At 72.5% G+C, this 26374-nt stretch carries 22 protein-coding genes and 2 pseudogenes; 12 read left to right on the top strand and 12 right to left on the bottom strand.

Going from position 1 to position 26374, the window contains the following annotated elements; all coding sequences use genetic code 11:
• Positions 1 to 68: 68 nt before the first annotated feature.
• From OG553_RS35050 to OG553_RS35035, 4 genes are all read right to left on the bottom strand, one after another.
• On the bottom strand, positions 69 to 860 hold the full coding sequence (locus tag OG553_RS35050) for a hypothetical protein (protein WP_405982892.1): 792 nt from the start codon (positions 858 to 860) through the stop codon (positions 69 to 71).
• A 406-nt stretch (positions 861 to 1266) separates the two neighbouring features.
• Positions 1267 to 2133 (bottom strand): hypothetical protein, encoded by an 867-nt coding sequence (locus tag OG553_RS35045; RefSeq protein WP_405982891.1) that lies wholly within the window; start codon positions 2131 to 2133, stop codon positions 1267 to 1269.
• Positions 2134 to 3214: 1081 nt separating this feature from the next.
• The gene (locus OG553_RS35040) at positions 3215 to 4246 is read right to left on the bottom strand and encodes a hypothetical protein (protein ID WP_405982890.1); all 1032 of its coding nucleotides are present in this window, start codon (positions 4244 to 4246) and stop codon (positions 3215 to 3217) included.
• Positions 4243 to 7437 carry a hypothetical protein gene (locus OG553_RS35035; protein ID WP_405982889.1) on the bottom strand — a complete coding sequence of 1065 codons (3195 nt, stop codon included), beginning with the start codon at positions 7435 to 7437 and terminating at the stop codon, positions 4243 to 4245. Before OG553_RS35035 ends, OG553_RS35040 begins: the two co-directional genes overlap by 4 nt.
• 1130 nt (positions 7438 to 8567) lie before the next feature.
• On the opposite strand from OG553_RS35035, the gene OG553_RS35030 reads away from it, so the two are divergent.
• Both OG553_RS35030 and OG553_RS35025 read left to right on the top strand, forming a co-directional pair.
• Positions 8568 to 8975 (top strand): hypothetical protein, encoded by a 408-nt coding sequence (locus OG553_RS35030; RefSeq protein ID WP_405982888.1) that lies wholly within the window; start codon positions 8568 to 8570, stop codon positions 8973 to 8975.
• 93 nt (positions 8976 to 9068) lie between these two features.
• Entirely contained in the window at positions 9069 to 9665 is a 597-nt protein-coding gene (locus OG553_RS35025) for a hypothetical protein (protein ID WP_405982887.1), read from the top strand.
• A gap of 47 nt (positions 9666 to 9712) precedes the next feature.
• Here the strand turns inward: OG553_RS35025 and OG553_RS35020 are convergent, their stop codons facing one another.
• Both OG553_RS35020 and OG553_RS35015 read right to left on the bottom strand, forming a co-directional pair.
• The gene (locus OG553_RS35020) at positions 9713 to 10243 is read right to left on the bottom strand and encodes an anthrone oxygenase family protein (protein ID WP_405982886.1); all 531 of its coding nucleotides are present in this window, start codon (positions 10241 to 10243) and stop codon (positions 9713 to 9715) included.
• 49 nt (positions 10244 to 10292) lie between these two features.
• The gene (locus tag OG553_RS35015) at positions 10293 to 11252 is read right to left on the bottom strand and encodes an SDR family NAD(P)-dependent oxidoreductase (protein ID WP_405982885.1); all 960 of its coding nucleotides are present in this window, start codon (positions 11250 to 11252) and stop codon (positions 10293 to 10295) included.
• Positions 11253 to 11383: 131 nt separating this feature from the next.
• On the opposite strand from OG553_RS35015, the gene OG553_RS35010 reads away from it, so the two are divergent.
• On the top strand, positions 11384 to 12574 hold the full coding sequence (locus OG553_RS35010; protein ID WP_405982884.1) for a sensor histidine kinase: 1191 nt from the start codon (positions 11384 to 11386) through the stop codon (positions 12572 to 12574).
• Positions 12571 to 13224, top strand: coding sequence for a response regulator (locus OG553_RS35005; RefSeq protein WP_405982883.1), 654 nt, complete (start codon positions 12571 to 12573; stop codon positions 13222 to 13224). The genes OG553_RS35010 and OG553_RS35005 overlap by 4 nt, the downstream gene beginning before the upstream one ends.
• Positions 13225 to 13235: 11 nt before the next feature.
• On the opposite strand, the gene OG553_RS35000 is transcribed toward OG553_RS35005, so the two are convergent.
• Positions 13236 to 14003, bottom strand: coding sequence for a class I SAM-dependent methyltransferase (locus OG553_RS35000; RefSeq protein ID WP_405982882.1), 768 nt, complete (start codon positions 14001 to 14003; stop codon positions 13236 to 13238).
• Positions 14004 to 14096: 93 nt separating this feature from the next.
• On the opposite strand from OG553_RS35000, the gene OG553_RS34995 reads away from it, so the two are divergent.
• Complete coding sequence (locus tag OG553_RS34995) at positions 14097 to 14651, top strand: winged helix-turn-helix transcriptional regulator (protein WP_405982881.1); 555 nt, start codon at positions 14097 to 14099, stop codon at positions 14649 to 14651.
• A gap of 209 nt (positions 14652 to 14860) precedes the next feature.
• Here the strand turns inward: OG553_RS34995 and OG553_RS34990 are convergent, their stop codons facing one another.
• Positions 14861 to 15271, bottom strand: a complete 411-nt coding sequence (locus OG553_RS34990) for a RidA family protein (protein WP_405982880.1) — start codon at positions 15269 to 15271, stop codon at positions 14861 to 14863.
• Positions 15272 to 15405: 134 nt separating this feature from the next.
• Positions 15406 to 16173 carry a TIGR04222 domain-containing membrane protein gene (locus OG553_RS34985; protein ID WP_405983215.1) on the bottom strand — a complete coding sequence of 256 codons (768 nt, stop codon included), beginning with the start codon at positions 16171 to 16173 and terminating at the stop codon, positions 15406 to 15408.
• An 827-nt stretch (positions 16174 to 17000) separates the two neighbouring features.
• Here OG553_RS34985 and OG553_RS34980 point away from each other — a divergent pair.
• Positions 17001 to 17294, top strand: coding sequence for a putative quinol monooxygenase (locus OG553_RS34980; protein ID WP_359509706.1), 294 nt, complete (start codon positions 17001 to 17003; stop codon positions 17292 to 17294).
• A 108-nt stretch (positions 17295 to 17402) separates the two neighbouring features.
• On the opposite strand, the gene OG553_RS34975 is transcribed toward OG553_RS34980, so the two are convergent.
• Entirely contained in the window at positions 17403 to 18329 is a 927-nt protein-coding gene (locus OG553_RS34975) for a helix-turn-helix transcriptional regulator (RefSeq protein ID WP_405982879.1), read from the bottom strand.
• Between the two features lie 62 nt (positions 18330 to 18391).
• Between OG553_RS34975 and OG553_RS34970 the strand changes: the two genes are divergently transcribed.
• The 6 genes and pseudogenes from OG553_RS34970 to OG553_RS34945 all read left to right on the top strand — a co-directional run bounded on the left by OG553_RS34970 (position 18392) and on the right by OG553_RS34945 (position 24443).
• Positions 18392 to 18982 (top strand): NIPSNAP family protein, encoded by a 591-nt coding sequence (locus tag OG553_RS34970; RefSeq protein ID WP_405982878.1) that lies wholly within the window; start codon positions 18392 to 18394, stop codon positions 18980 to 18982.
• Positions 18983 to 19195: 213 nt separating this feature from the next.
• Entirely contained in the window at positions 19196 to 20764 is a 1569-nt protein-coding gene (locus OG553_RS34965) for a serine/threonine-protein kinase (protein WP_405982877.1), read from the top strand.
• Complete coding sequence (locus OG553_RS34960) at positions 20761 to 22353, top strand: serine/threonine-protein kinase (protein WP_405982876.1); 1593 nt, start codon at positions 20761 to 20763, stop codon at positions 22351 to 22353. Before OG553_RS34965 ends, OG553_RS34960 begins: the two co-directional genes overlap by 4 nt.
• 2 nt (positions 22354 to 22355) lie before the next feature.
• Positions 22356 to 22544: pseudogene (locus tag OG553_RS34955) on the top strand (DUF2268 domain-containing putative Zn-dependent protease); the annotation flags it as partial.
• A gap of 140 nt (positions 22545 to 22684) precedes the next feature.
• Positions 22685 to 23266, top strand: coding sequence for a GNAT family N-acetyltransferase (locus OG553_RS34950; RefSeq protein ID WP_405982875.1), 582 nt, complete (start codon positions 22685 to 22687; stop codon positions 23264 to 23266).
• A gap of 112 nt (positions 23267 to 23378) precedes the next feature.
• Positions 23379 to 24443 carry an NAD-dependent epimerase/dehydratase family protein gene (locus OG553_RS34945; RefSeq protein ID WP_405982874.1) on the top strand — a complete coding sequence of 355 codons (1065 nt, stop codon included), beginning with the start codon at positions 23379 to 23381 and terminating at the stop codon, positions 24441 to 24443.
• A gap of 36 nt (positions 24444 to 24479) precedes the next feature.
• Here OG553_RS34945 and OG553_RS34940 read toward each other — a convergent pair.
• Positions 24480 to 25597 (bottom strand): annotated as a pseudogene (locus tag OG553_RS34940) (sensor histidine kinase).
• Positions 25594 to 26334: a response regulator transcription factor gene (locus tag OG553_RS34935; RefSeq protein WP_405982873.1), complete on the bottom strand. Its 741-nt coding sequence runs from the start codon at positions 26332 to 26334 to the stop codon at positions 25594 to 25596. Before OG553_RS34935 ends, OG553_RS34940 begins: the two are co-directional and overlap by 4 nt.
• Positions 26335 to 26374 lie beyond the last annotated feature (40 nt).

Genomic DNA, 26374 nt, shown 5'->3' with positions numbered 1-26374 from the left:
GACAACTGCGATGCACGAAACTCATGCAGGTGTGTGGGCGACGTGGTCGAGGGCCGGCCACTCGTTACTCAGGACCCTGAAGCCCACGGGTCTTCGCTGTACGGTTCGGGCTCTTCCGGGTGGAGCATGCAGCGGACGCAGCGCAGGAGCCCCGGCTCGTTGCCACCGACGGCGGCCATCCAGGGCAGGGGCTCCATGGCGCGGGCGCGTTGTTCGGTGGCCTGGGCGTCGACGGTGGTGTGCAGGGTGTCGGGGGCGGGTTCGTCGGTGAGGCAGAGCCATCCGATCGCGGCTGCAAGGCGGACTTCGGGGACCTGTGCCCAGTCCTGCCAGAGGTCGCGGATCCACGCGGTGGCCGGTCGGTGCGGGTGGGCACGTGTGGACTCTGCGGTGGCGAGGACCAAGGCGGCCAGGGCCATGGGGCCCTGCTCTTTGGCGAACCGGGTAGCGAACGCGGCTCGGAGCGTGTGGCCGGGGTCGGCCGCCGTGGCGAGAGCGTAGGAGGCGTCGATGCGGACGGCGGGGTCGGAGTCGTCGAGGAGAGGCAGGAGCAAGGGGGCTCCGGCGGTGATCGCAGCCCGGGCGGCGGCCACCGACCAGCCCGCCGGGTAGCCGGTCACCTCGACGCCGTATTCGTCGTAGCCGTCGAGGACCTCGTGCTGCGGGCCTGAGCGGTGGAGGAGGAGTTCGTCACGAGAGGCGACACCGAAGTAACGGGCGCGAGCCGGGGCGGCGAGACCGCCGAGAACGGCGGCGCGGTGCGGATGGTGGGGGTCGGCGGCGATCCGGATCAGGAACGGCACGGCAAGAGCGACAGCGGCCCGGCTGTCGTCGGCGCACATGCCAAGCAGCACACGCATCGCGTTACGTGCGCAACCGTCTCCCAAGAGCAGCAGGCGAACAGCCTCCCGAACCCTCTCCCCGTCAGGGAAGTTCCCCCAGGAAGCGTCGTCGACCACGGCTCCGTCGACCGCCCCCGGCTCGATGGCCGCCACCACAGCCCGGATGTCGAACGGGCCGCCCGCGAACAAGGCCAGATCTGCCCCGTTTACTGGAGCCCGGCAGAATCGGCCCGACGGTGATGCCGAGCGCAGGCTGGCCCGCCTGCTCGTGTCGACCAGCAGAACGGTGCCTCGGCCGCGGCCCCGCTACTGCGTCGGGGACCCAGCGCAGCACAGGAGCGCCTGGCGCCTGCGCATCGGAGATTTCGATCAACCGGTCGAAGGCCTCCTGCCCCTCGCTGATGGGCCCCGCCAGCGTCGGGTATCAGCTGCTGAGGTCGAGCATGCCCCACGCGGTGAACGGCTCGGCCTGGACGTAGATCCTGCTTCCCCGGCCGACGACCCGTCGGCGGCCGGGGGCGGTGCCATCAGGGAGGGTGAGCCGGCCGACGTCCGTTGGCTCGATCGATGATTCGGTGAGCTTGCCGTGAGCGAGTCGGTCCTGCTCCTCGCCGTAGCCGCCGTAGAAGACCACCTGATCTCCGTGGACAGCCACTGCCTTGGCGCCCCGTATCTGGTTCGTCCAGACCCTCACGGGCTGTTCGCGTTGGTTGGGGCGTATCTCAGCGAGCGGGAAGTCCGTGTAGGTGCAGGCCCAGGCGGTGGTGCCCGACACGTTCAGGGCGTAGCAGTCGAAGAGACCGGGGATGTCGGCACTGTCCGACGCCCACATGGGGTGGCCTGTGGTGCTCCAGCGGCGGATTCCGGACGGGTTCTCGTCGAAGTGCCCGACCCAGATGAGGCCGGCCTCATCCACGAGCAGGTGCTCGATGGCGTCTCCGACGGAGAAGGACGAGGTCTCCTGGCCGAGTCCGTCGAAGAGCTGGACCTGGTTCCCGTCCTCGTACCGACGGGCGCGAGACGCAGCGACGACGAATCCGCCGTCGGGCAGGCGGTCCAGATGCGGCCAGCGGGCCCGCACCGCGCTCAGCTCGGTAAGTTCTACGGCGCCGTCCGGATAGACGGACACGACCAGGGCATCGAAGACCCGGGCATCGCCGCCGGGCTGCGGGGCATGTTCGGCGAGCAGCCAGTGGGCGACACCGAATACGTCGACGGTGCTGGTCAGGACGTGGCGGTCGTGGTGAGCTCGGGGGAGGTGAGCGTAGGGAGTGAGGGCGGTCGTCTGCACGGGCGGGCTCTCCTGCGTGGGCGGTCACGGCCATCGGGCACTGCGGTGAGCGGCGGGCGGCGGCGCGCGCGGTAGAGAGGGGAGCGGGGCGCCTAAACGGCATGGCCCTTTCTGGTTGTCATGAAGTGATCATTGTCGACGTCCCACCTCGTGACAAACTCTTTCGCCGCACGGCCCCCATGACGACTTCGGATCGACCTGGCTGGCCTCAGGGCTGGCGCACCAGCGTGCCCAGCCCGCCAGATCAAGTCCTCATCCGCCACCTCTGGTGCTCAGTCATACGTGACCACCCCCGCGCCCGTCGCCACCGAACGGGTGTGCGATATAGAGCCCCGGCCAACCCCTTCTGCGAGCCTTGCCGCGAGCAGCGTCGGGCGCTGTACGGAGGCTGATCCGGATGTCCGTGCTGCCGCCAAGCCCCGAACGCCCACTCGACCCGGCGCGGCCCGCCGTCGTCCGCGTCGGCGGGCCCTAGGACGAGCCCGTAGACGGGACGGGCGGCCGACCGCGGCGGCGCGGCCGCAGGCACGGCGGTTCCGCCACCGCCCCAGGGCAGCGCGTCCGCGGAAGCAGGCCCCAAACCACCGTGCCCCCGTCGACAAGGTCCTCACCCGGCTCGCCGAGGACGTTGAGCGGGAGGCCGGGATCGCCACCGGCCCTCCCCCAAGCACCGGGCAGGGCCTGGACCTGTGGAGCGCCAACCGCCCGATGCCGCCGGTGCCAGGTGCGGTTCGGGGGTCACGTCGAGGTAGTCGATGTCGGTGAACTCCGCCAGCAGCCGGCCGTCGAACTGCGGCGGCAGGTGCTGGGCGATACGCCGCCTCCGGCCTTCGTCCGTCGTCCCCGGCGCCGCGGTGAATCCGAACCGGGCACGGGGCTCGATCACAGGTCCGGCTCCGGGCGGCGGATCCGGGCCTTCACTTACTGCTCGACCGTGCGCTGCGCGATACCGAGCAGGGCGGTCACGGCCCTGGTGGAGCCCTGGTTCTGGCTTACGAGGTAGCGCATCCGGACGCCGGCGGATATCGGGACGGGGCGGGTGAGCGCCTGCGGCCCGGGCCGGTGCTGCCCACTGCACCGTTCAGGTGAAGGTCGGGCGGAAGGCCCCGTACCACCGCCGCTCGGGGTCGAAGGTGAAGCCGAAGTAGTTCCGGTAGAAGGTGAAGTGCCGGGTGAATCGGGGGTTGACGCGCATCAGCGGGCGGGCGCCGGCCGGGTCGGGTTCCGCGAACGTGCCGATCAGCGCGCCGAACGTGGTCCGGCCGGAGGCGACCGCGAGGGCGTGGGCGTAGGAGCCCAGCAGGTGCCTGCGGACGTACTGCTTCAGCGCGCCGAAGGGCAGCTCCACCTTCCGGTGGTCGGTGAACTTCAGCCGCAGCATCAGCTCCAGGTCGGCGACGTTGGCCGGGCTGAGGGTGCGGAAGACCAGGACCTTGTCGTCGGGGAGGCCCGAGGACCGGTAGTCGGGGTGGTGCTCCAGGCTGTGGAGGACCTCGTTGACGTCGGGGGCGGACGCGCACCCCCAACTCCAGTTGACGGCGTCGGGGTGGTAGGCCGCCCGGAAGGCGGCGAGTGCCTCCGGCTCCATGTTCGCCGCCCTGAAGTCCTTCGGCCGGGGGTCCATGTCGTCGGGGTCGCGCAGATCGGCGCCCAGGAAGCGGGTGCGGGTCGCGGGAGGGGCGTTGGGGACCTCGTACTGGCTGTCGTCCCAGCTGTTCACCAGGACCGGTCCTCCGGCGTGGCCGTGGGAGAAGAAGCTCAGCTCCATGAGGGTTCCGGGCTTCCGGATCCCGATCTCCCGTACCGCCGCGTAGACGTCCAACGCCGACATCACGCCGACCTGACCGTCCTTGAAGGCATTGCCGTCGTAGTGGGCACGGGTGACCCGCACATGCGTGCGCAGCGCAGCGCGGGTCTCGGTCCGGTTGCCGCCCGGGTAGGTGAAGGTGCGGACGACGTTCTCCCCGTTCCCCACGTCGAGGATCTGGAAGACCAGGTCCTCCTTGGCCCTGTTGGCCGCGAGGTGTTGCCGGACGCGGTTCTCGCAGTACGCCCGGAACGGCAGGCTCTTGGGCGGCTGCGGGTAGCCGGCCACCAGGATGAAGTGCTTCACAGACCCGGTGCCTCGACCCACTCGCCGTCGGCGTTCTGCACCCAGCGCGGCAACCGGTCGTCCGCGCGCAGCCGGACCAGGTTGGTGGGGATGCGCACGGTCCACGGATCGCCCTGGGGGATCTCGTCACCGGGTCGGTCCAGCCGTTCGGCGATCTCGTCGGCGATCGGCAGGTAGAGCGGGCTGGACACGGTGGGCAGGGGCCCGCCCTTCCACAGTTCGCCGAAGTTCATGAAGTGGTCGATGGCGCCTTCGAAACCGAGGCGGGCCGGGACCGTGACCCGGCAGAACCCCGCCTTGAGGAACTGGTTGAACAGCGGGTCGGGGTCGTCGTACGCCAGACGCTCGTCCCACTGGTCCTTGCGGCCCCAGAAGTACGGATACGCCACCCACGTCAGGTGCTCCCACTCGAAGGCCTGCTCGAAGAAGCGGACGTAGGCGCCCTCCGCCTCGGCCTCGTCCACGTCGATCTGCGGGATCTGTCCGGGCGGGGCGTACGTGGCATCGAAGAGGTCGAAGTGCTGCTTGGTCAGGATGCTGACGCAGTTCTTGCGCAGCTCGTGCGCGATCAGCTCCTGGTTGGCCGCCGGGTTGCGGCCCTCGATGGCGACACCGGCCTCCAGGGTCAGCGCGGCGACCTTCTCCTCGTACTCCGCCAGGCGCGCGCTGTACGCCGTCATCAGCTTGCCGTGGGTCTCCGCCCGCCACTTCTCCATCGCGCGCTCGGTACGACGGCACTTGACCTCGACGGCGACCGCAACCTGGGAGAGGCGGAAGGTGTCGACGGCGACCGGGATCGAACTCGTCTCCCCGTCCAGCATGGTGATCCACACCCAGTTGTCGGCCGGGGCGAACCGGTGGGTCCGGCGGCCCACGGCGACGTCCAGGAAGTGCTTGCCCTCCCAGATGTTGCAGATGTAGGCGACCGAGCCCTGGAACGCCTCGTAGCCCTCGTCGATGGTGATCTGACCGGAGTGGTTGTAGTTGGTCCTGCTGTCCCCGCCACCCGCCTTGAAGTCGAAGGACTTGGTCAGGTAGCGCTCGGGCGGCGGTACCACGTCCGTCGCCTTGTACTGCTGCACCCAGTAGTGGTAGTTCGTCTCGGTGATCTTGTGGGCCTTGAGGGTGAAGGCGGGCGGCTTGTCCACGTGGACGGCGCTGCCGTGCGCCGACTGAAGGGTGTGGATGAGGAACGCGGCGGGCTCCGGGATCATGAAGTCGAACATGGTCCGCAGCCCGTAGTTGAACATCTGCGCCCGGTAGACCTTGTTCACCCACTGGTAGATGCCGGAGATGTGCCCGATGCCGGGGCTGTTGTCCAGCGTGTGGGTGTTCTTGTCGGTGACCTCGGTGGTGATCCGCAGACTGGTACGGGACAGCACCCGTTCGGAGACCTTGCTCGCGCTGCGCTGGGTGACGTCCTGGGAGAAGGTGGACGCCGACTTCGTCGCCTCCTCCTTCGACCGGGAGACCGAACCCTCGACGGACGCGGAGAACTCCACCGTCGGGCCGTACTTGCCGGTGACCGTCAGCCCGGCCTTGAGCGCCGCGTCCTCCTTGATGACGGCGCTGGTCTCCCTGCTCATCTCGAAGCGGTCGGTCGACTCCAGCTCCCGTTCCTCGGTGGTGATCGTCTCCGTCTCCGTCAGCGTGATCCGCTCGGTCTCCTCCCGCCGGGTGTGCTCGCGGTGCTTGGTCTCGCCCTTGAGGACGTTCTCGATGTGCGCGACGTCGGCGCCCTCGTAGCCGATCAGCTGCTGGCGCACCACGAGGAGGTCGGCGACGCCGGACGGCTTCACGCTGCCCCGGGTGGCAGGGATGCGGCCCGCCTCCAGCGGGATGTCGTCGATGGGGTCCAGGTCGCCGATGGTGATCGCGTTCCACACGGACGGCAGGGGGGTGGACGTGGTCACCAGCGTGCCGCCGATCCGCCGCACGCTGCGCGCGACCGGCGTGCCGTACAGCTGCTCCAACTGCCCGGCCGTACGGTCGGCCTCGTTCTGCAGGAGGGTGACGACGCGGTCCAGCGGCTGGGCCGCCACCTCGATGCCGCGGGCGGTGAGCACCGCCCGGGTGATCTCCGACAGGTTCCGCACCGCCGTCGGATCGAGCCGGAAGCTGAGGTCCTGCAGCTTGGCCGGGGTGAACCCGGGGCTGCCCGCGAGGAGGTCCGGCCTGGAGCCGAAGACCTGCCCGGCGAGCTGCGCGGCGCCGGAGACGATGGTGGGGTTCTGGGGAGTGGGCTCGGGATCCGCGGCGGCGCCGGGCGGAGGGGGTCCGGTGCGTCCGGACAGGGCGGCCAGGTTCGCCTCCGACAGGCGGCTGTGGAAGTTGATCTGCCGGGTCAGTTCGGCGGGCGGGGTGTGCTCGGCCGGCGGCAGCTCCTGGTCGGACGAGTTCTGCCGGGTGATGTTGAAGTGCTCGCCGCTGAGCTCGGTGAGCTCGGCGATGGCCGTGCCCAGCTTCTTGAACTCCGCCAGCAGTTGCTCCGCGCGCTCGCGCCGCAACCGGGCCGCCTCGGCCTGCTTGCGCCGCTGCTCGCGCTCGGCCTCGATGGTGGACGTCACCGGTTCGAGGCCCGTCACGCCCGGCAGCCGCAGTGGACGCCGACGAGCCTCCCGCAGGTCCCGCGCGGTCGCGGGGAACGCGGGCTGCGAGACCAGGCGGGCGACGATCTCCAGGTGGCGCAGCGCGCGCACGAGGTCCTCCAGCGGCCGGGTGTGCTCGCTGGGCAGGTACTTGATCGCCAGCACGCTGTCCCGCAGGCGCGCCACGGCGTCCTTGTACGGTGCCCCCTGCACGAGTTCGGCCGGCGCCGCCCCGTACGCCTCCCGCACGGCGGAAATCACCGTGTCCCGCAGCGTGGGCGGGAAGGGCGCCGCCCCGTCGGCCCGCGCCCCGTCGGCGTCCTCCGCCGCCCGGGCGGAGGCGAGGGCCGGCATCCGCTCCAGCGCCGCCACGAACCTCGCCGTCTGCGCGGCCAGCGGAGCCTGCTCGGGCCGGGCGACGAACAGCGGGCCGGCGACGTACGCGCCCACCACCCGCCGCAGCGCGGCACGTGGGTCGGTCACCCCCAGCGCGGCGGCCAACTCCTGCTGGAAGGACGTCTGCTGGGCCAACTCGATGCTCGGGTGGTCGGCGTCCTGGGCGACCGCGGGCCGCAGCAGGGAGAGGCGGAAGAGAGGCTCCACGGCGAGGCTCCTGTCGGGTGGCGGTGCACCCCACGGTCCTCCCCCACCGCACGACCCGCCGGGCCCCGAGCCGAAGTTCACCCGCGTGAGTGGCCACACCCCACGAAGAACCGTTCCGGCCGACCGACAGGCCGACCGGCGGGCGGGCGGGCCGGAACGCGGGCCGCGTCAGCGCGCGACCTTGATGCCGAAGCGGCCGCCGAACTGCTGCCCGAGGCCGAAGCCGACGGCGAGGTGGGCGGCGGACCGGCTGACCGAGGCGCTCGGGGTGCCCCTTCCGCGGTGTCGGCCGCAAGCTCCGGCGGTCGGCCGGCTCGTGAAGGCGGGTCTCCTCGAATTCCTCGGCGGTGACCGCGGTGCCCGAGGCGCTGTGAGCGCCGCTCGTCCGCGGGCTCTACTGGACCGACCAACCCCGCCTACAAGCCCTCCATGCCTGGAGCGACCGTTGGGGCGCCGGCCCCGCCGCCGAGCGTTCCGGGGCACCGCCCGAGGCACTCGCCGAACGGGAGCGGAGCGCTGCGCAGGTGTTGACGACCGGGGACGTCGTACGCGCGGCGCTGGAGCGGGTGTTGCGGGTGCAGGGCCGCCTGGTGGTACTGCCCCCAGAAACGCACTGGACGCTGGACACCAGGCCTCACCCGGGCACGCCATATCGGCACGGGCGGCTGCCGGTGGCGAGCTGGTCGGCCCGGAGCCGGTGATGGAGTCGGCCCCTGCCCAGGCTTCGGGCAGGTGTCCGTACGCCGCGCCGAGCCGCTGCTCACGCGCGTGGTGAGCTCCGCAGCCTGCCGCCTCCCGCGCGGGCACCCGCAACGGCGTGCCCTCGACGTGGCGGTCCCGTGGTCGGGGCACCAGGGCTTCCGGGTGGCGGCGCCGCAAGCCTGCCGTACGCATCCGCACTCCATGCCCGCTCCGGAGGCCGTTCTCCCTGGACGTCGCACGGCGCGCAGAGCACAGGAACCAGGCACGCCACGAACACCACCACGCGGCACCCACGCCTAGATTCACCTCCGGGTGACGGCCGCCGGACTCCAGCCCGAACGGGGTCCTGTGACTCCTCACTGCCCGAACGGCCATCGACGACAACGTCATCAAGGGGGAGGCACCTCATGCGTGGAAAGTCTGGAAAGTTGGGCAGGTTCGCGGCCGTGGCGGCCGCGGCGACGGCGGTCGTGACGCTGGCGGGGACGCCCGCGAGCGCGGGGGACATAGCCCTCAACACGCGGAGCGTCTGGGTCGACGGAGCCCCGAGGCAGGGTCAGGACGAGGCGTGCACCACCCGGAGCATGTACCTGGCCTCCGGCAACCACACGTGGACGCAGATCCTCGACGGGTACCGCTGGCCGACCCGCGACCTCTACCTGGCCATGGGCACGTACACGTGGAAGGACTGCCTCCGCCCCGAGGAGGGCCACTACAAGCAGTACTCCCTCCTGTACAAGCCCGGTTCAGAGACCGCCTACCTCGTCGACCCGTCCGAATTCGGACTGGACAAGGGCACCCACACGATCGGCTCGCTGCTCAACCCGCACTTCTGACCGGCCCGCCCGCCCGGCGGCACGCTGGGCACCCCCGCAGCTCACCGAAGGGGCGCCCGAGATGAGCTGCGGGGCGGCGGATAGCGTGCGGGCATGGCGATGACGGAAAAGCGGCGGGTCCTGTACCGGCAGGGCAGCGGGTTCTGGCGGATGACGGCGAAGTGGGCCCTGTTCTTCGGGGCCCTGGCCCTGCTGGACGGCGGGCTGCTCCGGTCGTGGGGCGACGCCCTGGTCTGGCCGATGATCGGAATCCTGCTGTGGGTGCCGTTCGGGATCGGTGTCGTCTGGTACCCGAAGAAGGACCAGAAGGTCGTGCTCACGACACGTGAGCTGCGGGTACGGCGCAAGCGGCTGCCGATGGAGAAGGTGAACCTGCTGCACGTGGCACGGCTGTGGCTGGAGGGGCGGTCGACCGCGGACGGCGGCGAGCCGGTGGCGGAATGGGCCCGGTCCGAGCGGTTGGTGTGGGTGCCGCTGTGGGACGGCCGGGCGTTCGGCGTGGAGTTCCGCGACCCGGCCGCGTTCGCCAAGGTGCTCGGCGCGTTCGCGGTCGAGGCGTGCGGCGGGCCGGACATCGTCCGCGCGAGGGCCGCGGCGGAGACCTACCCGGAGCCGCACCCGACGCGACCCCGCCGCACCGCCGACGCCAACGACGGCTCCTGGCTCGACGTCCTGGACATCTTCGACTGAAGCAGCGGGGCGCGGCCTGATCGGGGCGGACATCCGGGAATCCCGCATCAGGCCGGTACCGGCCGCCCACCGCCGCCGGCATCCGCATCCAGCGCGCCGCCTGCCCCCTGACGGCGCAGGGCCAGCAGGATCAGCAGGGTGAAGGCGGCGAACGCGGTGGCCGTGCGGGCGTGGTTGAACGCCTCCCAGCGGTCCAGGACCTCCGCGTGGTCGAGGGGCGCCGAGGTGACGGCCCACTGCTTGATCCGGGCGTTGATGGGAACGTTGCCGAGGCGGGTTATCAGGAAGGACGCCAGTACCAGCAGCCCGGCTCCGCCGGCCAGTCGCCGCGGGGTGCCGCGGGTCATGACGGTCAGCGTCGCGGAGCTGAGCGCGGACAGCGCCATCGCGCCCTGCACGGTGATCCCGTTCATCTCCATCAGCCGGGCGTGGAAGGACAGCCGCATCTGGAGCGGCACCGCGTCGAACGTGGGGACGAGGTTGGCCGCGCCGTAGCCGAACGCGCCCGCGAGGGCGCCGGTGGACAGCAGGGCGAGACCCGTGACGAGTCGGACGCGCATGTGCTTGTGCATGTGCATGTGGGGTACCTCGGGGCAGGGGGGCGGAGCGCCGGGGTGGCGGCGCGTTTCAGGTGGTGTTCGGCTGGACCATCTTGCGGCCGGCGGTGCTCCCGCCGTCCACGGTGATGGACGCACCGGTCATGTACGGGAAGTCGTCGGAGGCGAGTCCGAGCACGGCGCGCGCGATCTCCTCGGCGTCGGCCATCCGTTCGAGACCGTCGACGTTGAGCGGCCCCCACGCCTGCTTGTACCGAGCCCAGTCCGCGTCCGGGATTCCCGGCGGGCGGACGAAGGCGGTGTCGGTGGTGCCGGGCAGCAGGGCGTTGATCCGGATCCCCTTGGGGCCGTAGGCGAGCGCCGCGGACTTCACCAGGCCCTGGACCGCCCGCTTGCTCGCGGTGTACGCGGCCCCGTTCGGCCGGGCCTGTTCGGCCGCCGACGACGAGGTGCAGATGATGACTCCGCGCTGCGCCCTGAGCATGTACGGAATCTCGTACTTGACCGAGAGGAACACTCCGCGGGCGTTGGTGGCCTGGACGTCGTCCCACTCCTCGACGCTCATCTCGTGGGGCAGTTTGCCGCCGCCGATGCCGGCGTTGTTGAAGGCCACGTCGATGCCGCCGTAGCGGCTCGCGACCCGGTCCACGAAGGCTCGTACCTGCGCGTCCACGCGTACGTCGGCCTGCAGGTACGCGGCTTCGCCGCCCGCGTCCCGGATCTCCCGTTCCACCTGGCGCCCCAGTTCGGCCCGCCTGCCGCAGAATCCGACGTGTGCCCCCTCGCGGGCGAACGCCTTCGCGGCCGCCCTGCCGATACCGGACGTGCCACCGGTGACGAGTACCGACTTGCCCTGGAAGCGGCCGCCCTCGGGGCGGGCCCCCGACGGGGCGCCGGCCGCCTGTGCGGTGGCTCCGAAGGCCACGCTCCCCAGTCCCAGGGCGGCCGCTCCGCCGAGGAGGGAACGCCGCCCCACGGCAGCGGATCCCGCGTCGGCCTTCGTGTCCGTGTTGTTCGCCTTGGTGTCCATGACGATCATCCTCGCCGCCCGCCCCGGACCGCCGGTTCCGTCCACCGGCCGGACATCGCGGCCGGTGGGAGGAGGCGCCTCCTCCCACGGGAGGACCCCCGCGCGGGGGCGCCCGCCCTATCGTGGGCGCCATGAACCGGTCTTGGATCGAGCTCGCGTTCGACCGGAGGTTCGCCGGCATACGGATCCTGGCGCTCGCCGGCGTACTCGTCGGGTACTTCCTGCTGCTGCAGCGGCCGTCCGGGGCGAGGGACTGGGGCTTCGCCGCGGCCGGGTTCGTGCTGTGCCTGGTCGCGGGGAAGTGGGTGTTCGGCGCACTGCTGGCGCAGTCGGTCCTGCTCATGGCCGCGCACGCGCTGGGCGCGGGCACGGCTTCGTCGTTGAAGGTGCTGGCCGCCGTCACCCTCTTCGAGCTGGCGGTCCAGCGCTCCGGACGCCCCCTCGCCGCCGGGGCGGGGGCACTGGCGCTCACCGTCGCCGTGCACCGCTTCGGCGAGCTGCCCGGCGGTGCCCTGCCGGTGCTGTACAAGATGGCGATGGTCGCCGGGGTGCCGCTGCTCCTGGGCTCCTACGTACGCGTGACCCGCGAAGCCGCCCTGCAGGCGCGGGAGTACGCGCGGCAGCAGGAGCTCCGGGCGGAGCAGCAGCTCCTGGCCGGCCGTACGGCGGAGCGCACCGCCATCGCGCGGGAGCTGCACGACCTGGTCGCCCATCACGTCTCCTCCATGGTGCTGCGGGTCGGTGTCGCCCGGCACGTGACCGCCGCGACCGGCACCACCGACCCGCGGATCACCGACGTCCTCGACGACCTGCACGCCAGTGCCGGAGCGGCACTGGCCGATCTGCGGCGCCTGGTGGCCGTACTGCGGGCCCCCGGCCGGAGCGGTACGGAGACCGGCTCCCTGGTCACGCCCGGGGCACTGCCCGCGGCGCTGGAGTCGGTGGTGGAACACGTACGCCAGACCGGCCTGACCGTGACGCCCTCCGTGGACCCCCGTGTCGCGGGGCTCGACGCGGTACGCGGACTGGCCGTCCTCCGCCTGGCCCAGGAGGGCCTGGCCAACGCGGCCAGGCACGGTGGGCCCGGCGCACACGCCGAGCTGACCGTGCGGGTGGCCGAGGACGCCGTGCACGTGACGATCCAGGACGACGGGGCCGGCAGGGCCCGGACGCGGACGTACCCTTCGGGACACGGCTTGATCGGCATGCGCGAGCGGGTGGACCTGCTCGGCGGCCGGCTGGACGCGGGCCCCTCGGCCGAGGGCTGGCGGCTCGCGGCCGAACTGCCCTTCTCCGCACCCGATATGGAGTCCCGCCCGTGATCCGCATCCTCGTCGTCGACGACCAGCACCTCGTCCGCATGGGGCTGCGCATGCTCTTCGAGCAGACTCCGGACATCGAGATCCAGGGCGAGGCGGACAACGGCGCGGAGGCGGTGCGGCTGGCCGAACGCCTGGCGCCCGACGTCGTCCTGATGGACCTGCGGATGCCCGGGACGGACGGCATCACGGCCACCCGCCGCATCCTGGCCGCGCGCCCCGCCACCCGGGTCGTCGCCCTCACCACGTTCGACGACGACGACCACCTGTATCCGGCGCTGGCCGCCGGGGCCTGCGGGTTCCTGGTGAAGGACACCCCGCCCGCCGAACTCCTGGAGGCCGTGCGCCGGGCCGCCGGCGGAGAGACCCCCTTCAGCCGGGACGTCCTCGACCGCCTCGTCGCCCAGGCCCTGCACTCCCGTTCCGCGCCGGAAGTCCCCGGGGACGCTCCGGTCGCGGGCATCACACCGCGCGAGCGGGAGGTCCTCGGACTGCTGGGCGTGGGCCTGTCCAACAAGGAGATCGCCGACCGGCTGCACCTGGGGGTCACCACGGTGAAGACGCACGTGGCCAGCCTGATGGCGAAGACGGGCCGGGACAACCGCATCCGTCTCGCCGTCCTCGCCGTCCTGACCGGCATCGCCTCGGACTGACCCCCTCCTGTTCAGGTCTGGTGGACGGCGTACCCCAGGTACGTCACCACCGGGCTGCCCGCCGGTTCGAGCGCCATGTCGACCAGCTCCGGCAGCTGCTCGTCGGTCAGCGTTCCACGCCTGCGCCCGCGGGTCGCCCGCACCAGGCTGCGGACGTCGCGCGGCTTGAACGCCGATACGTCCCGCGCGGACAGCCCCACCCGGTCCAGGGCCTCGGCAATCTCCGCCGGGCGGCGCAGCCGGTGTGCGGCGTAGCGGCCGCGGGGCATGATCCGTGTGCCCGGGAAGGCCTGGAAGGCGCCGAGGTAGATCAGGCGGGACACCGGGGTGCGGTTGACCGTGTCGTAGACGAAGGCCCCGCGGGGACGCAGCACGCGCGCCGCCTCCGCGAGGACCGCGTCCGGCCGTTCGGTGGTCTCAAGGGTGTCGGCGCAGTACAGGAGGTCGAAGGAGCCGTCCGGCAGGTCCAGTTGCTCCGCGGGTGTCGTCAGGTAGGTGACGCCCTGCCCGTCGTCGGCCGCCTGTGCGAGGGCCGTCGCGGCGGGGGACGCGTCGGTGGCGACGACCTCGAAACCGAGTCTGGCGAGACCGCGCGCCAGCAAGCCGCGACCGCTGCCGACGACGAGCGCCCGGCTGCCGGCCGCCGCGAGGCCCGTCTGCGAGAGCACGAGCCGCAGGTATTCGAGTCGTACGGACTGGAAGGTCAGGGCCCGGATGTGGCGGCCGTCGACGGCCGCGGGTCCGGCCGTGTCGAGTGCGATGTGCGGGGCGGTGGCCATGGCAGGCTCCCTCGACTCGTCGGGTCAAGTTCCCTGAGTGAACCTAGCATTGGGGAGTTTCTTCAGGGAACCCGACGGCGATAGGGTGGTCGCGTGGCCCGCACTCCGCTCTCCGGCGTCGCCTGCTCGATCGCCCGCGCGACCGATCTGTTCGGCGACGCCTGGACGGCCCTGATCATGCGCGACGTCCTCGTCGGAATCCGCCGCTTCGATGACCTGGCGGAGGACCTCGGCCTGTCCCGCAAGACCCTCGCCGCGCGACTGGCCCGGCTGGTCGAAGAGGGTGTTCTGGCGCGGGAGCGCTACCAGGCGTCCCCGCCCCGCGAGGAGTACGTGGCCACGGAGAAGGGCCGCGAGCTCTATCCCGTCCTGCTGGCGCTGATGGCCTGGGGCGACAAGTGGTACGGCGAGCCCGCTGGACCGCCCGCCCTGATACGCCACAACGCCTGTGGGCATCTGGCCACGCCGGTCGTGGCCTGCGACTCTTGCCGGGAGCCGCTCACGTTGGCCGATACGACGCAACTGCCCGGTCCGGGCGGACGGATCGGGCCGGGAACCCGGCTTCTGGGACGGCTGCTCACCGCGCGGGGCGGCAGCGATCGGGAGCCGGCTGCGGCAGTGGATCCCGTCCCCCACGTTCCCCAGTGATCTCGCCGCCATCGCCCCGGGTCCCGCGCAGCCCCGGCACAGACCCGAACGGCCGCGCGCCGCCCTCAGCCGAAGGCTCCGAAGCCGTCTTGGCCCGGCCATAGACGTGGCAGAACAGCCGCTCCGGCGAACACGGCGCGTCTGAACGCGCCGTCCCAGCGTCCCTCGAACGCCCAGCCGGGCTACCCGGTTCGATATGCCGTTCGAAGTCAGTCGGGCAGTGCCACGGTGAGATCCACCTCGACGAGTTGTCCCGGAAAACCCAGCTGGGTGACGCCCAGGAGCGTGCTGGCGGTGGTGAACGCCTGGCCCAGGGCAGACTCGGTGAGCCGACGCCATGCGGCTGCGAGAACGTCCCTCTCATCGCTCCGTACGTAGATCACTGACCGCACCACATGTTCAGGCTGGGCACTCACCGCTGCCAGGGCAGTGAGCGCGTTCGCGACCACCTGGTCGACCTGTGTTTCGAGGGAACCGGAACCGACGAGGCCGCCATTCCGATCAAGCGGGCACTGCCCCGCCAGATAGGCGGTACGGCCTGCCTCCACCACGGTGATGTGGTGGTAGCCGGGTGTCTCATGCAGTTGCTCGGGGTTGATGCGGGTGATCTTCTCAGTCATGTCAGCGAGTCTGACCAGTGTGGTGCCGGCACGCACCGCATTTTCCCCACCGGCGAGCGATCCGCAGCGACGTGAGGTCAATGAACGATCTCAGCGGAGGCGGAGCCCTCCACTGCGGCGGCCCCCGGAGCCCGTCAGCCCCCGCAGCTCGCGAACGCCTCGCCGGAGCCGCCGCCCCGGTCCATGGGCACCCTCGGCGGGCGGGTCAGCAGCCCGCTCTCCTCGGTGAACCGGGGGAGCTGGGCGCGGAGCGCCGGGGCGCCGAACAGTGCGACGCTCAGCAGCAGGGCGTCCGGGCGGCGTTCCGTCGCGCGGCGGACCTCCGCGTGACACCGGCGCAGCCGGGCGAGGTGAGCCGCACCGCGCAGGGTCCGGCGGGGCCAGACCCACAGGGCCACCGCCCCGGCGTCGGCGAGGAGACCGAACAGCAGCCACCCCGCCGTCTGCCCGCCCGCGGTGGCCCCGAGGGGCGCGGCGGCGAAGACCGGGAGCAGCAGGCCCCGTACGACCCGTACCCGTCGCCCCGACACCACCAGCCGCGCCTGCTCCAGTTCGGGGGCCACGTCCCGGACGGCGTCCCGTACCCGGTCCAGGCCGTACAGACGGCGTGGGTGGAGGGAACCGAACAGCGCGTAGTACATGGCGCGGGCGACCGCCGAACAGCCGCGCGGCAGACCGGCCCCACCGGGCCGGACGGTCCGCCGCCACCCGGCCTCCACCGAGCCGGCCAGATACAGTTCGACCAGCCCCGTCTGCGCCGCCCCCCGGCTGCCGCCGCGCAGCAGGCCCGTCTCGACGGGAGTCAGCCGTCGGCCGAGCGGATCGGGCACCGGCCCCACGCGGGGGCGAAGGCGAAGCACGGCAGCGACCAGCAACAGGAACCACGCGGCTCCGACCGACACCGCGCCGACCTCCACCACGGACCACCCCCCTCCCGGTTGCCACCAGACTGGCCCTCAACCGCCTTCCCCGCCAGCCTGTTGCCCGCGCCCGTGCGTCACGCGGGCCGGGATTGGTGCTGTCACCCCGCGCCGACATGGACGCCGACCCAGACGGGCCTCCCCGATTCGGCCCGGCGCCGCGGCCCGGCGCCCCGCAGAGTCGCCCCGGCGGGGAAGCGCCGACCGCCGGTACGCTCCCGGGCGCGGGCTGGGTTCCGCGTGCTCAGCAGAACCGGGCGGTCGCGGCCGCAGCACCTGCCGTGTAACCCTTCTCCCAGTTCGGGTCGGGAGCGGCTGCTCCGGCGGGAGGCTTCTTCTGGCAGTCCGACTTGATGTCGGCAAAACCTTGCCGACAGCCCGCACTGCCTCTCAGGCGAACGACCGAGTAGCGGGCAGCAGCAGTATGCCCCGGCCTCGCGCACCGAGCCGGTGAGCGTGGCGCAGCGCCGTGGGACGCAAGGAGCTGGACGACCTCTTCACCGGCCTCGCGTAGGCGTTTTCCGACTGCACGAGGTAAGGCGGGCACACCCCGCGCTGGGCCCGGGAAGTCGGGGGACGGCTTCCCGGGCCGGCGTCGCGCTACCGCGGGGGAGCGGTATGCATGCCGTGCGACACCAGGAGGAACGATTCCCCATCCGGAAAGTCACGCCCTGCAGCGCACCTCCGGGCGCGGGCTCGCTGTGGCGGCTGGGCCGGCGGCGCGGGTACGGACGGCGGCGCGTTGTGGCGTGCGGTGCGCGGACATAGACTCGCGCGTCCCGGAAGTACGCGTCGAACGGAGCGCAACCATGCCCAAGGTCACCGCGATCGCCCTGCTCAAGGCCGCCCCTGGCGCCGAGGGCAAGGTCCGTGAGCAGGCCCTGTCCTTGGTCGCGCCGTCGCGGGCCGAGCCGGGCAACATCAGCTACCAGGCGTACGTCCACCCCGAAGACCCCAGTGCGTGGCTGGTGTTCGAGGAGTGGGAGGACCGTGCGGCGTTCGAGGCTCACCTGTCGAGCCCGCACCTGACCGAGGCGCTCGCGGCAGGTCCGGGACTGCTGGTCGGGCCGCCGGCCGAGCACGTGTTCACCACTGCGGAGTGACCGGCATCCTGAGCCTGCTGAGCCTCCTGTCGAACGCACGGCCTGGGGAACCGTGGGGGACGTGGGTCCGCCGGGGAAGCCGTCATGGCCTCCCCCGTCTGCCCGGGGTCACGGTTCGTATCGGGCTGCCAGGGCGCGCACGGTCGCGGCGATACGGTCGCGGAGTTCGGCCGGCGCCACCACCTCGATGTCCGTGCCCAGCCGCAGGAACTCCTCGTAGGCGTGGTCGATCGACTCGATCGGCACCCAGGCTTCCGTCCAGCCGTCACCCACGGGCCGCACGGCGAGACGGCGGGCGCCCCGGGGAGTGAGCCGCACCAGCGCCTTCCCCTTGTGCAGCCGGGCCCGGAAGTCGGCCAGGTAGCCGTCCCAGTAGGCGGCCAGGTCGAACCCCTCCGGAGCGGTGAATTCCTCCAGCGGTCGGATGCCGAGGATCTGATCGACCCGGTAGGTGCGCATACCGGACTGTCCGCCGGCGACCAGGTACCAGCGCCCCGCCTTCAGTACGAGCCCGTACGGCTCCACCCGGCGCTCGATCTCCTCCGGCGCCCGCCAGCGCCGGTACCGCAGCACCGCTGCCCGACGCTCCCACACCGCGGCGGCGGCCGGGGCCAGATGGGGCGTGTGGTCGGCGTCGCTGTACCACCCGAGGGCGTCCAGCAGGAAGCGTTCGCGGATGTGTTCGGCTTGCTCGCGCAGCTCCGGCGGCAGGGCGGCGCGCAACTTGAGTTGAGCGGTGGCGAGCGCCTCCCCCAGCCCCAGGTCGGCGGCGGCGGCGGGGAGCGCGGCGAGGAACGCGGCCTGCGCCTCGTCCGCCGTGAGTCCGGTGAGCCGGGTCCGGTAACCGCCGACCAGCCGGTAGCCGCCCGCATGTCCGGCGGAGCCGTACAGCGGGATGCCGGCGGCGCCGAGCGCCTCGACGTCCCGGTAGACCGTACGGACGGAGACCTCCAGCTCCTCGGCCAGTTCCCGGGCGGTCATCCGGCCCCGGTTCTGGAGCAGGAGGAGGAGGGTGACGAGCCGGCTCGCGCGCATGCCGCCCAGTATCCACATCCACTGACAGGAGATGTCAGGGGACCGTCCCTAACCTGCGACGCATGAACGACTTCGACTTCCCGCACGGCTCCTGGCCGGACAACCGCCGCATCGTCGAACTCCGGCAGTACACCCTGCGTCCCGGAGCACGGGAAACGCTGATCGAGCTGTTCGAGCACGAGTTCGTGACCGGCCAGCAGGCGGTCGGCATCACCGTCGGCGGGCGGTTCCGTGACCTGGACGACCCGAACCGCTTCGTCTGGCTGCGCTCGTTCCCCGACATGGCGCGCCGTCGGCGCTCATTGGAGTCCTTCTACACCGGCCCGGTCTGGCGGGAACACAGGGAGGCAGCCAACGCCACCATGATCGACAGCGACGACGTCCTGCTGCTGCGCGGGCCCGGCTTCACGCCCGCGCCCGGTGCTCGTGAGGTGCTCGCGACCGTATGTCATCCGTCCGGGACGACCGCCTTCGACAGGTACGCCGCCAGGCACCTGAGCCCGGGCCACGCCCTGCACCGCACGGAGCGCGCCGAGAACGACTACCCGCGCCTGCCGGTCCGCACCGGGCTGGACGTCAGGGTCTGGTTCGGCGCGGCGCAGCCACCGCCGTGGCCGAGCCTGACGCTACGGCTCGAACCGGTGACCCCCTGAGTTCCGTCCGGCGGCTGCTGCCTCGACCGGCCGCGGCGTCGGACCGGTGATCGCGGCCCAGAATCATGACCGGTCAGGGTTCCCCTCGGAGGCGAAGCGAATGTCTGTATGATCCTTTCGCTTCAGGACCGGGAGGTCCTCCGACGGGAGGGGCAGGGCGTCATGGATGCAACAGGGCTGTCCGGGCCTTCGCACATAGGTCCGTTCCGGGTGGTGGCAGAGCTCGGGAAGGGCGGCATGGGACGCGTCGTGCTCGCCGTCGCCCCCGACGGCCGTCTCGTCGCGGTCAAGCAGGTACACCCCGAACTGGCGGAGGACGCCGGGTTCCGGGCCCGGTTCCGGCGCGAGGTCAGCGCCTCGCGAAGGGTGTCGGGCGCCTACACGGCGGCCGTGATCGACGCCGATACGGAGGCCCAGGAGCCCTGGCTGGCCTCCGTTTTCGTACCTGGTCCCACGCTGAGCCGGGCCCTCGACACCGCGGGCCCGTTACCCGAGGAGGCGGTGAGGCTCCTCGCTGCGGGCCTCGCGCAGGCGCTGATCGACGTGCACCGGGCGGGCCTGGTGCATCGCGACCTCAAGCCGTCCAACGTGCTGCTCGCCGAGGACGGCGTACGGGTCATCGACTTCGGCATCGCGCGGGCCGCCGAGGGGCACACGAAGCTCACCCACACCGGGGCCATGGTGGGATCGCCGCCCTTCATGTCGCCCGAACAGGTACGGGGCCTCCCGCTGACCGGCGCCGCCGACGTGTTCTCGCTCGGCTCGACCCTCGTCATGGCCTGCACCGGCAGGCCGCCGTTCGCCGGTGCGTCGGTGCCGGGCGTGCTCTACAACGTCGCGCACTCGGAGCCGGACCTGAGCGCGGTACCGCCGGCGCTGCGTCCGTTCATCGAGTCGTGCCTGGCCAAGGACCCGGCGGAGCGTCCGTCGCCGCTGGAACTCCTGGCGGCGATCGGCACGGTGACGCCGGCGTCCCGCCCGTGGCCCGAGGCGGTACACCGGCTCACGGCCGAGCAGCGAGCGGACGTCGACCTCGCGGCCGCCGGCCCGGCAGTCGCCGATGCTTCCGGCATCGCCGCGCCCGCCCGGACTCCGGCCGCGCCCGCACCGTCCGTACCGCCTGTCGCCGCAGCCCGTCGCAACCGCGCCTGGTGGTCGGCCGGGGTCGCCGCAGTGGTGGTGGCGGCCGCGGTGACGGCCCTGAGCTTCCTGCCGGACGGCAACGGTGGAGAGGGCGGCGGCCGGACGGCGCGAAAGGCGGACGCCGAGGCAGCGAGCGGAAGTGAAGCCGTCCCGACCCCCGGCACGACGCCGCTGTCGAAGGTCCCCGACAAGTACGCGCAGCGGGTGCCGTCGTGCAAGGAGGCCAAGGGGAAGGTGGACGTGCCGGCGGGGTACGGGGATCCGAGCGGCAACCTCGAGGCCGTCGGTGAGACACCACAGGAGTCGAACCAGTGCTTCTGGAGCGACCGGTACGGAGGCAGGATCTTCGTCTCGTGGGACCGTCACCTCTCGGAAGGCGGCGGCAAGACAGGAGCGGAGCTGGCGAAGGAGAGGTACGAGACCGGCTACGCCTCCGCCCGTCAGTCGTACGAACGCGTTGACGTCGGCGTCGGCGAAGAGGCGCACTGGCAACGGAGCACGGCCAACCTGTACGCCCGGGACGTCAACATGAGGCTCAACGTCGTCGTGGACAGCACCCGCTACTCCGAGGAGGAGGCCAGGAACATCGCGAAGGCCGCAGGGGCGTCGGCCCTGAAGCTGGCGGAGTCCGCCCGATGAGGCCGCTGGGAACGGCCGATCCGGCCACCGCCGGGTCCTACCGCCTCCTGGCCGAGCTGGGCAGGGGCGGGATGGGGCGGGTGCTGCTCGGCTCGGCGCCGGACGGAAGGCTCGTCGCCGTCAAGCAGGTCCACGCACGGTTCGCCGCTGACGCCGGCTTCCGGGCCCGCTTCCGGCGCGAGGTCACCGCCTCGCAACGGGTGTCCGGCGCCTACACGGCGGCCGTGATGGACGCCGACGCGGACGCCCCCACACCGTGGCTCGCTTCGGTCTTCGTCAACGGCCCCTCGCTCGGCGCGGCCGTGGAGAAGACGGGCCCCCTTTCCGAGGCGTCCGTACGCCGCCTCGCCGCCGGACTCGCCACCGCGCTGACCGAAATGCACCGGACGGGGCTGATCCACCGCGACCTCAAGCCCGACAACGTCCTGCTCGCCGAGGACGGCGTACGGGTCATCGACTTCGGCATCGCGCGCCTGACGGAAGGCCTGGAAGGGACTGAGCTGACGCAGACCGGGTGGGTGCTCGGCTCCCCCGCGTTCATGTCACCGGAACAGGCCGAAGGCCGCGAACTGACGCCGGCCAGCGACGTGTTCTCGCTCGGCACGGTCCTGGTGATGGCCGCCACGGGCGACAGTCCCTTCGCGGGTACGTCGATGGCGGGAACCCTCTACAACGTCGTGCACCTCGAACCCGACCTGTCCGCCCTGACGCCGCGGCTGCGCACCGTCATCGGGCCCTGCCTGGCCAAGGACCCGACGGCCCGTCCCGCTCCGGAGCGGCTCCTCACCCTCCTGGGGCCGGTCGCGCCCGCCGACCGGCCGTGGCCGCCCGCCGTGCACCGGACGATCGCCGCCCAGCGGGCCGACATCGACCGGCTGCTCGGCGACACGGACCGCACACTCGTGCCGCGTGCGCTCCCGGCCTCCGCCTCGCCGGACGCGGGAACGGTCACACCGGGACGGACGCTCGTTCCCACGGCGCTCCTGCCCCGGCCCCGTCGGCGCAAGGGGAAGACCACCGCTCTGGTCGCGGGCTGTGTGCTCGCCGCCGTCTGCGTCGGCGTCGGAACCGGGGCGTACGTACTGAGGGACCGGGGCGAACCGGTCCCGCTGCGTTACGCGAAGGCGCCGGTCTGCTCCGAGGCGGCACCGCAACTGCCGCTGCCTGCAAGGGCAGAGGAGCTCGACCGCTACGACGAGGGGTACCAAGGCGCCTCGACCGGCTGCGCTTGGGGGAAGTCGTCCGGCGACACCACGAAGGTCAGGCTCGCCGGCCTGGTCGACGGCGTCCACGCGTTCGTCAGCTGGGAGCTGAAGCGCGACACCGACGAAGCCGAGCGGCAGCGCACGGGATTCCGGGAGAAGGCGGCGAAGGAAACCCGGGCGACAGACCTCGGCTTCGGCGACGAGGCGTTCTGGAGCGCGCCGTACGAGACCCATCCCGATCCCGAGGAACACTGCAGCCTGTACGCCCGCGACGCCAATCTCGTGGTCCGCGTGGCTCTGGGCGGGGAAGGACATCCGGCCTCGGCCTGCAAGCCGGAGGCCCAGAGGATCGCACGCGCCGCCATCGCGGCCATGCCCCGCTGAAGTTGGGGCCTTGGGTGACGAGGCTGTCCGGCCGGGAGCTGGAGCGGGCACGGGCCGAGGTCACGGCGGCGATCGACGTGGCCAGGATGTGGAACCTGCCCCCGTACGTGTACGGCGACGCCACCGCCCGGCGGATGGGCTGCGAGCCCGTCGGGCTGCCCGACGCCGCCGGATACGCGGCGGGCCTTCGCCGTCGACTGGCCCTGAGCCGGTCGCCGGGGTGGTCCGTCGGCGGCCGGGTCCGGTTCGTGAGACTCCGGTGCACGGCGCGCAGGGGGGCGCGTAGAGTCCGACCGGCAATAGTGGATCTTGGGGAGCGGGCAGGTCGGACATGGAGCTGGTGGGCGGGCGGGTGCGGCTGGAGCCCCTGGAGCAGCGGCACCACGACGGGCTGTGCGAAGCGGTGCGCGACGGGAACCTGTGGGAGCTCGCCGTGACCCTGGTACCGCACCCGAAGGACGTACGCGGATTCATCGCGGACGCCGTCACGGCGCGCGAGGCCGGCCGGGAGCTCGCGTACGCGACGGTGGACATCGCCACGGGCCAGGTAGCCGGCTCGACCCGCCTGATGATGATCAACACGGTGCACCGGCGGCTGGAGATCGGCTGGACCTTCCTCGGCCGGACCTGGCAGCGCACGGGAGTCAACGCCGAAGCGAAGCTGCTGATGCTCACCCACGCCTTCGAAGACCTCGGGATGAACCGGGTCGAGCTGCTCACCGACGTGCGCAACACCGCTTCGCGGGCCGCGATCGCCCGGCTCGGCGCGACCGAGGAGGGCGTCTTGCGCCACCACATGGTGATGCGCGACGGCCACGTCCGCGACACGGTCGTCTTCGCCCTCACACGGCCGGAGTGGCCCGACGCGAAGCGGGCCCTGCGCGAGCGGCTGACGTCCCGGACCGCGGGCTGACCACGGCGGTCGGCTCGCCCGTTCGACCCCGGCCGGTCGAGGCCATGACGGAAGTCTTACGGGCCCGCGTGGGAGGCGGCGTCGGAGGGTGGGGTTCCGTAGCGTGCCGGGCATGCGAGTTCTCGTGACAGGAGGAGCCGGGTTCATCGGCTCACAGGTGGTGGCCGTGCTGGCCGCCGAGGGACATGCGCCGGTGGTGCTGGACGCGCTGCTGCCGGCCGCTCATCCGCAGGCCGCCCCCGGGGTGCCGGATGCCGAGTTCGTCCGGGGCGACGTCCGGGACGCGGAGACGGTGAGGCGGGTGCTGCGCGGGGTGGACGCCGTGTGTCATCAGGCCGCGATGGTGGGCCTGGGGAAGGACTTCGCGGACGCGCCGGAGTACGTCGCCTGCAACGACCTGGGTACGGCGGTGCTGCTGGCCGGGATGGCGGAGGCCGGGGTGCGGCGGTTCGTGCAGGCGGGGTCGATGGTGGTGTACGGCGAGGGTAGGTACGAGTGCCGCGAACACGGGGTGGTGCGGCCGGGGCCGCGGGCGGTCGCGGATCTGGAGGCGGGTCTGTTCGAGCCGCGCTGCCCGCGCTGCGGGGCAGGGCTCGTCCCCGGTCTGGTGGACGAGGACGCGCCGACGGATCCGCGGAACGTGTACGCGACGACGAAGCTCGCGCAGGAGCACCTGGCCGCCGCCTGGGCGCGCTCGGCCGGCGGTACGGCCGTGTCGCTGCGGTACCACAACGTGTACGGGCCGGGCATGCCCCGGGACACCCCCTACGCGGGTGTCGCGTCCTTCTTCCGGTCCGCGCTGGCCCGCGGGGAGGCACCGCGGGTCTTCGAGGACGGTGCGCAGCGGCGGGACTTCGTCCACGTACGGGACGTGGCGCGGGCGAACGCGACGGCCCTGGCCGGCCTGGAGCAGCTGCCGGGCGGCGGCCACACGGCGTACAACGTGGGCAGCGGCGATCCGCGCACCGTGGGGGAAATGGCCGCCGCGCTCGCGGCCGGGCACGGCGGCCCGGCGCCCGTGGTGACCGGGGAGTTCCGGCTGGGCGACGTCCGGCACATCACGGCGGACTCGTCGCGGCTGCGCCGTGAGCTGGGCTGGCGGCCCGAGGTGGGGTTCGCCGAGGGCATGGCCGAGTTCGCGCGGGCCGGACAGCGGGCCTCGGCCCGGGTCGGGTAGCCGGCCGGGGCCCGCGCCGGCGGGGCGGGCGCCCGGTCAGGGGTTCGCGCCGGCGAGCGGCAGGGTGATCTCGAAGCGGCAGCCGCCGGGCACGTTGTCCACCCGTGCCCGTCCCGAGTGGGCCTCGACGATGCCCCGTACGATCGCCAGCCCGAGGCCGGCGCCGGCGGGGGGCGTGCGGGCGGGGTTGCCGCGCCAGCCGGTGTCGAAGACCTTCGGCAGGTCCTCCTCGGGGATGCCGCCGCAGCCGTCGGTGACGGACAGCACGGCGCTGCCCCCCTGCCGGTCGACGCGTACGGCCACGGTGCCGTCGGCCGGGGTGTGGCGGATGGCGTTGACGAGGAGGTTGGCCAGGACCCGGGTCATCTCCCCGCCGTCCACCTCGACCGGGACGTGGGCGATGCCGTCGTCGCACAGCCGTACTCCGCGCTCGCGGGCGAGCGGGTCGGCGCCCAGGAGGGCGTCGGCCGCCAGGTCCTGGAGGGAGACGCGGCCGGTGGTGAGTTCGAGGGCGCCGGCGTGGATGCGGGAGAGTTCGAAGAGGTCGCCGACCATGGTGTCGAGACGTTCGACTTCCGTACGGATCTGCCGGTGGTAGCGGGCGGGGTCGGCGGCCACTCCGTCCTCCAGTGCCTCGGCCATGGCCCGCAGCCCGGCGAGCGGGGTGCGCAGGTCGTGGGAGATCCAGGCGACGAGCTCGCGGCGGGAGGCTTCCAGGGCTCGCTCACGCTCTCGGGAGGCGGTGAGTCTGGCGCTGGTGGCGGCCAGTTCACGGGTGACGGCAGCGAGTTCCGCCGTGGCGCGGGCCGTGGGTGCGGCGAAGCTGCCGCCCTCGCCGAAGTCCCGTGCTGCGAGGGCGAGTTCGCGGCCGCGGGCCACGACCCATCGCCCGAGCAGCAGCGCGGTGGCCAGGGATACGACGGCGGCCATGGCGGCGACCAGGGTGACGACGCTGAGGTCGTGGGGGAGAGGAACATGGCGCGGGCGACGGCGAGGGTGCCGGCGAGCATGGCCGTGACGGCGACCGCGGCGACGACGATCAGGGATACGGCGACGGACCGGTGCCGCAGCAGGCGGAGCGCGACCGCGCCGAGCAGGCCGGCGCAGGCCGCGCCGCCGAACGCGAACGCCGCGATCAGCAGGACGTCCTTCACCGGGTGCTCTCCTCTCCGCGCGTCTCGAAGCGGTACCCGACGCCCCAGACGGTCTGGATGAGCCGGGGTGCGGCCGGGTCGTCCTCGATCTTGGCGCGCAGGCGGCGTACGTGGACGGTGACGGTGGACAGGTCGCCGAAGTCCCAGCCCCACACGTCCCGCATCAGCTCCTCGCGCCCGTGGGCCCGGCCCGGATGGCCGAGGAAGTGGGCGAGGAGGTCGAACTCCCGCAGGGTGAGCATCAGCTCCCGTCCGTTCCTGGTGGCCCGGCGGGTCGCCGGATCGAGGCGGATCCCGGCGCCGGTCAGCAGCCCCCGTCCGGCGGCCCGCGGCGCCGCGGCCCGGCTGCGGCGCAGGACGGACTCGACGCGCAGGACCAGCTCGCGCGGGCTGAAGGGCTTGGTGACGTAGTCGTCCGCGCCGAGCTCCAGGCCGGCGATCCGGTCGTCCTCGTCGCCCCGGGCCGTCAGCATGATCACCGGGACGGGACGCTCGGCACGCAGCCGCCGGCACACCTCCAGCCCGTCGATGCCGGGCAGCATGAGGTCGAGGACGACCAGGTCCGGGTCGTGGCGGGCGGCCGAGTCCAGGGCGGCGGGGCCGTCGGCCGCCTGCTCGACGTGGTGGCCGGCCAGGCGGAGGTAGCCGGTGACGACCTCGGCGACCGTGGGGTCGTCGTCGACGACGAGGACCCGGGCGGGCGGGGCGGGCGGGTGCGTGTTCGTGGCCGTGCTCATGACGGCAAGCCTCCCACCGGCGGGCCCCCGCCGTCTCCGG

It is taken from the genome of Streptomyces sp. NBC_00158 (assembly GCF_045160885.1).
GTDB lineage: Bacteria > Actinomycetota > Actinomycetes > Streptomycetales > Streptomycetaceae > Streptomyces.
The sequence above is the reverse complement of the archived record's forward strand: the minus strand, read 5'-3'. Positions and strand labels throughout refer to the sequence as shown.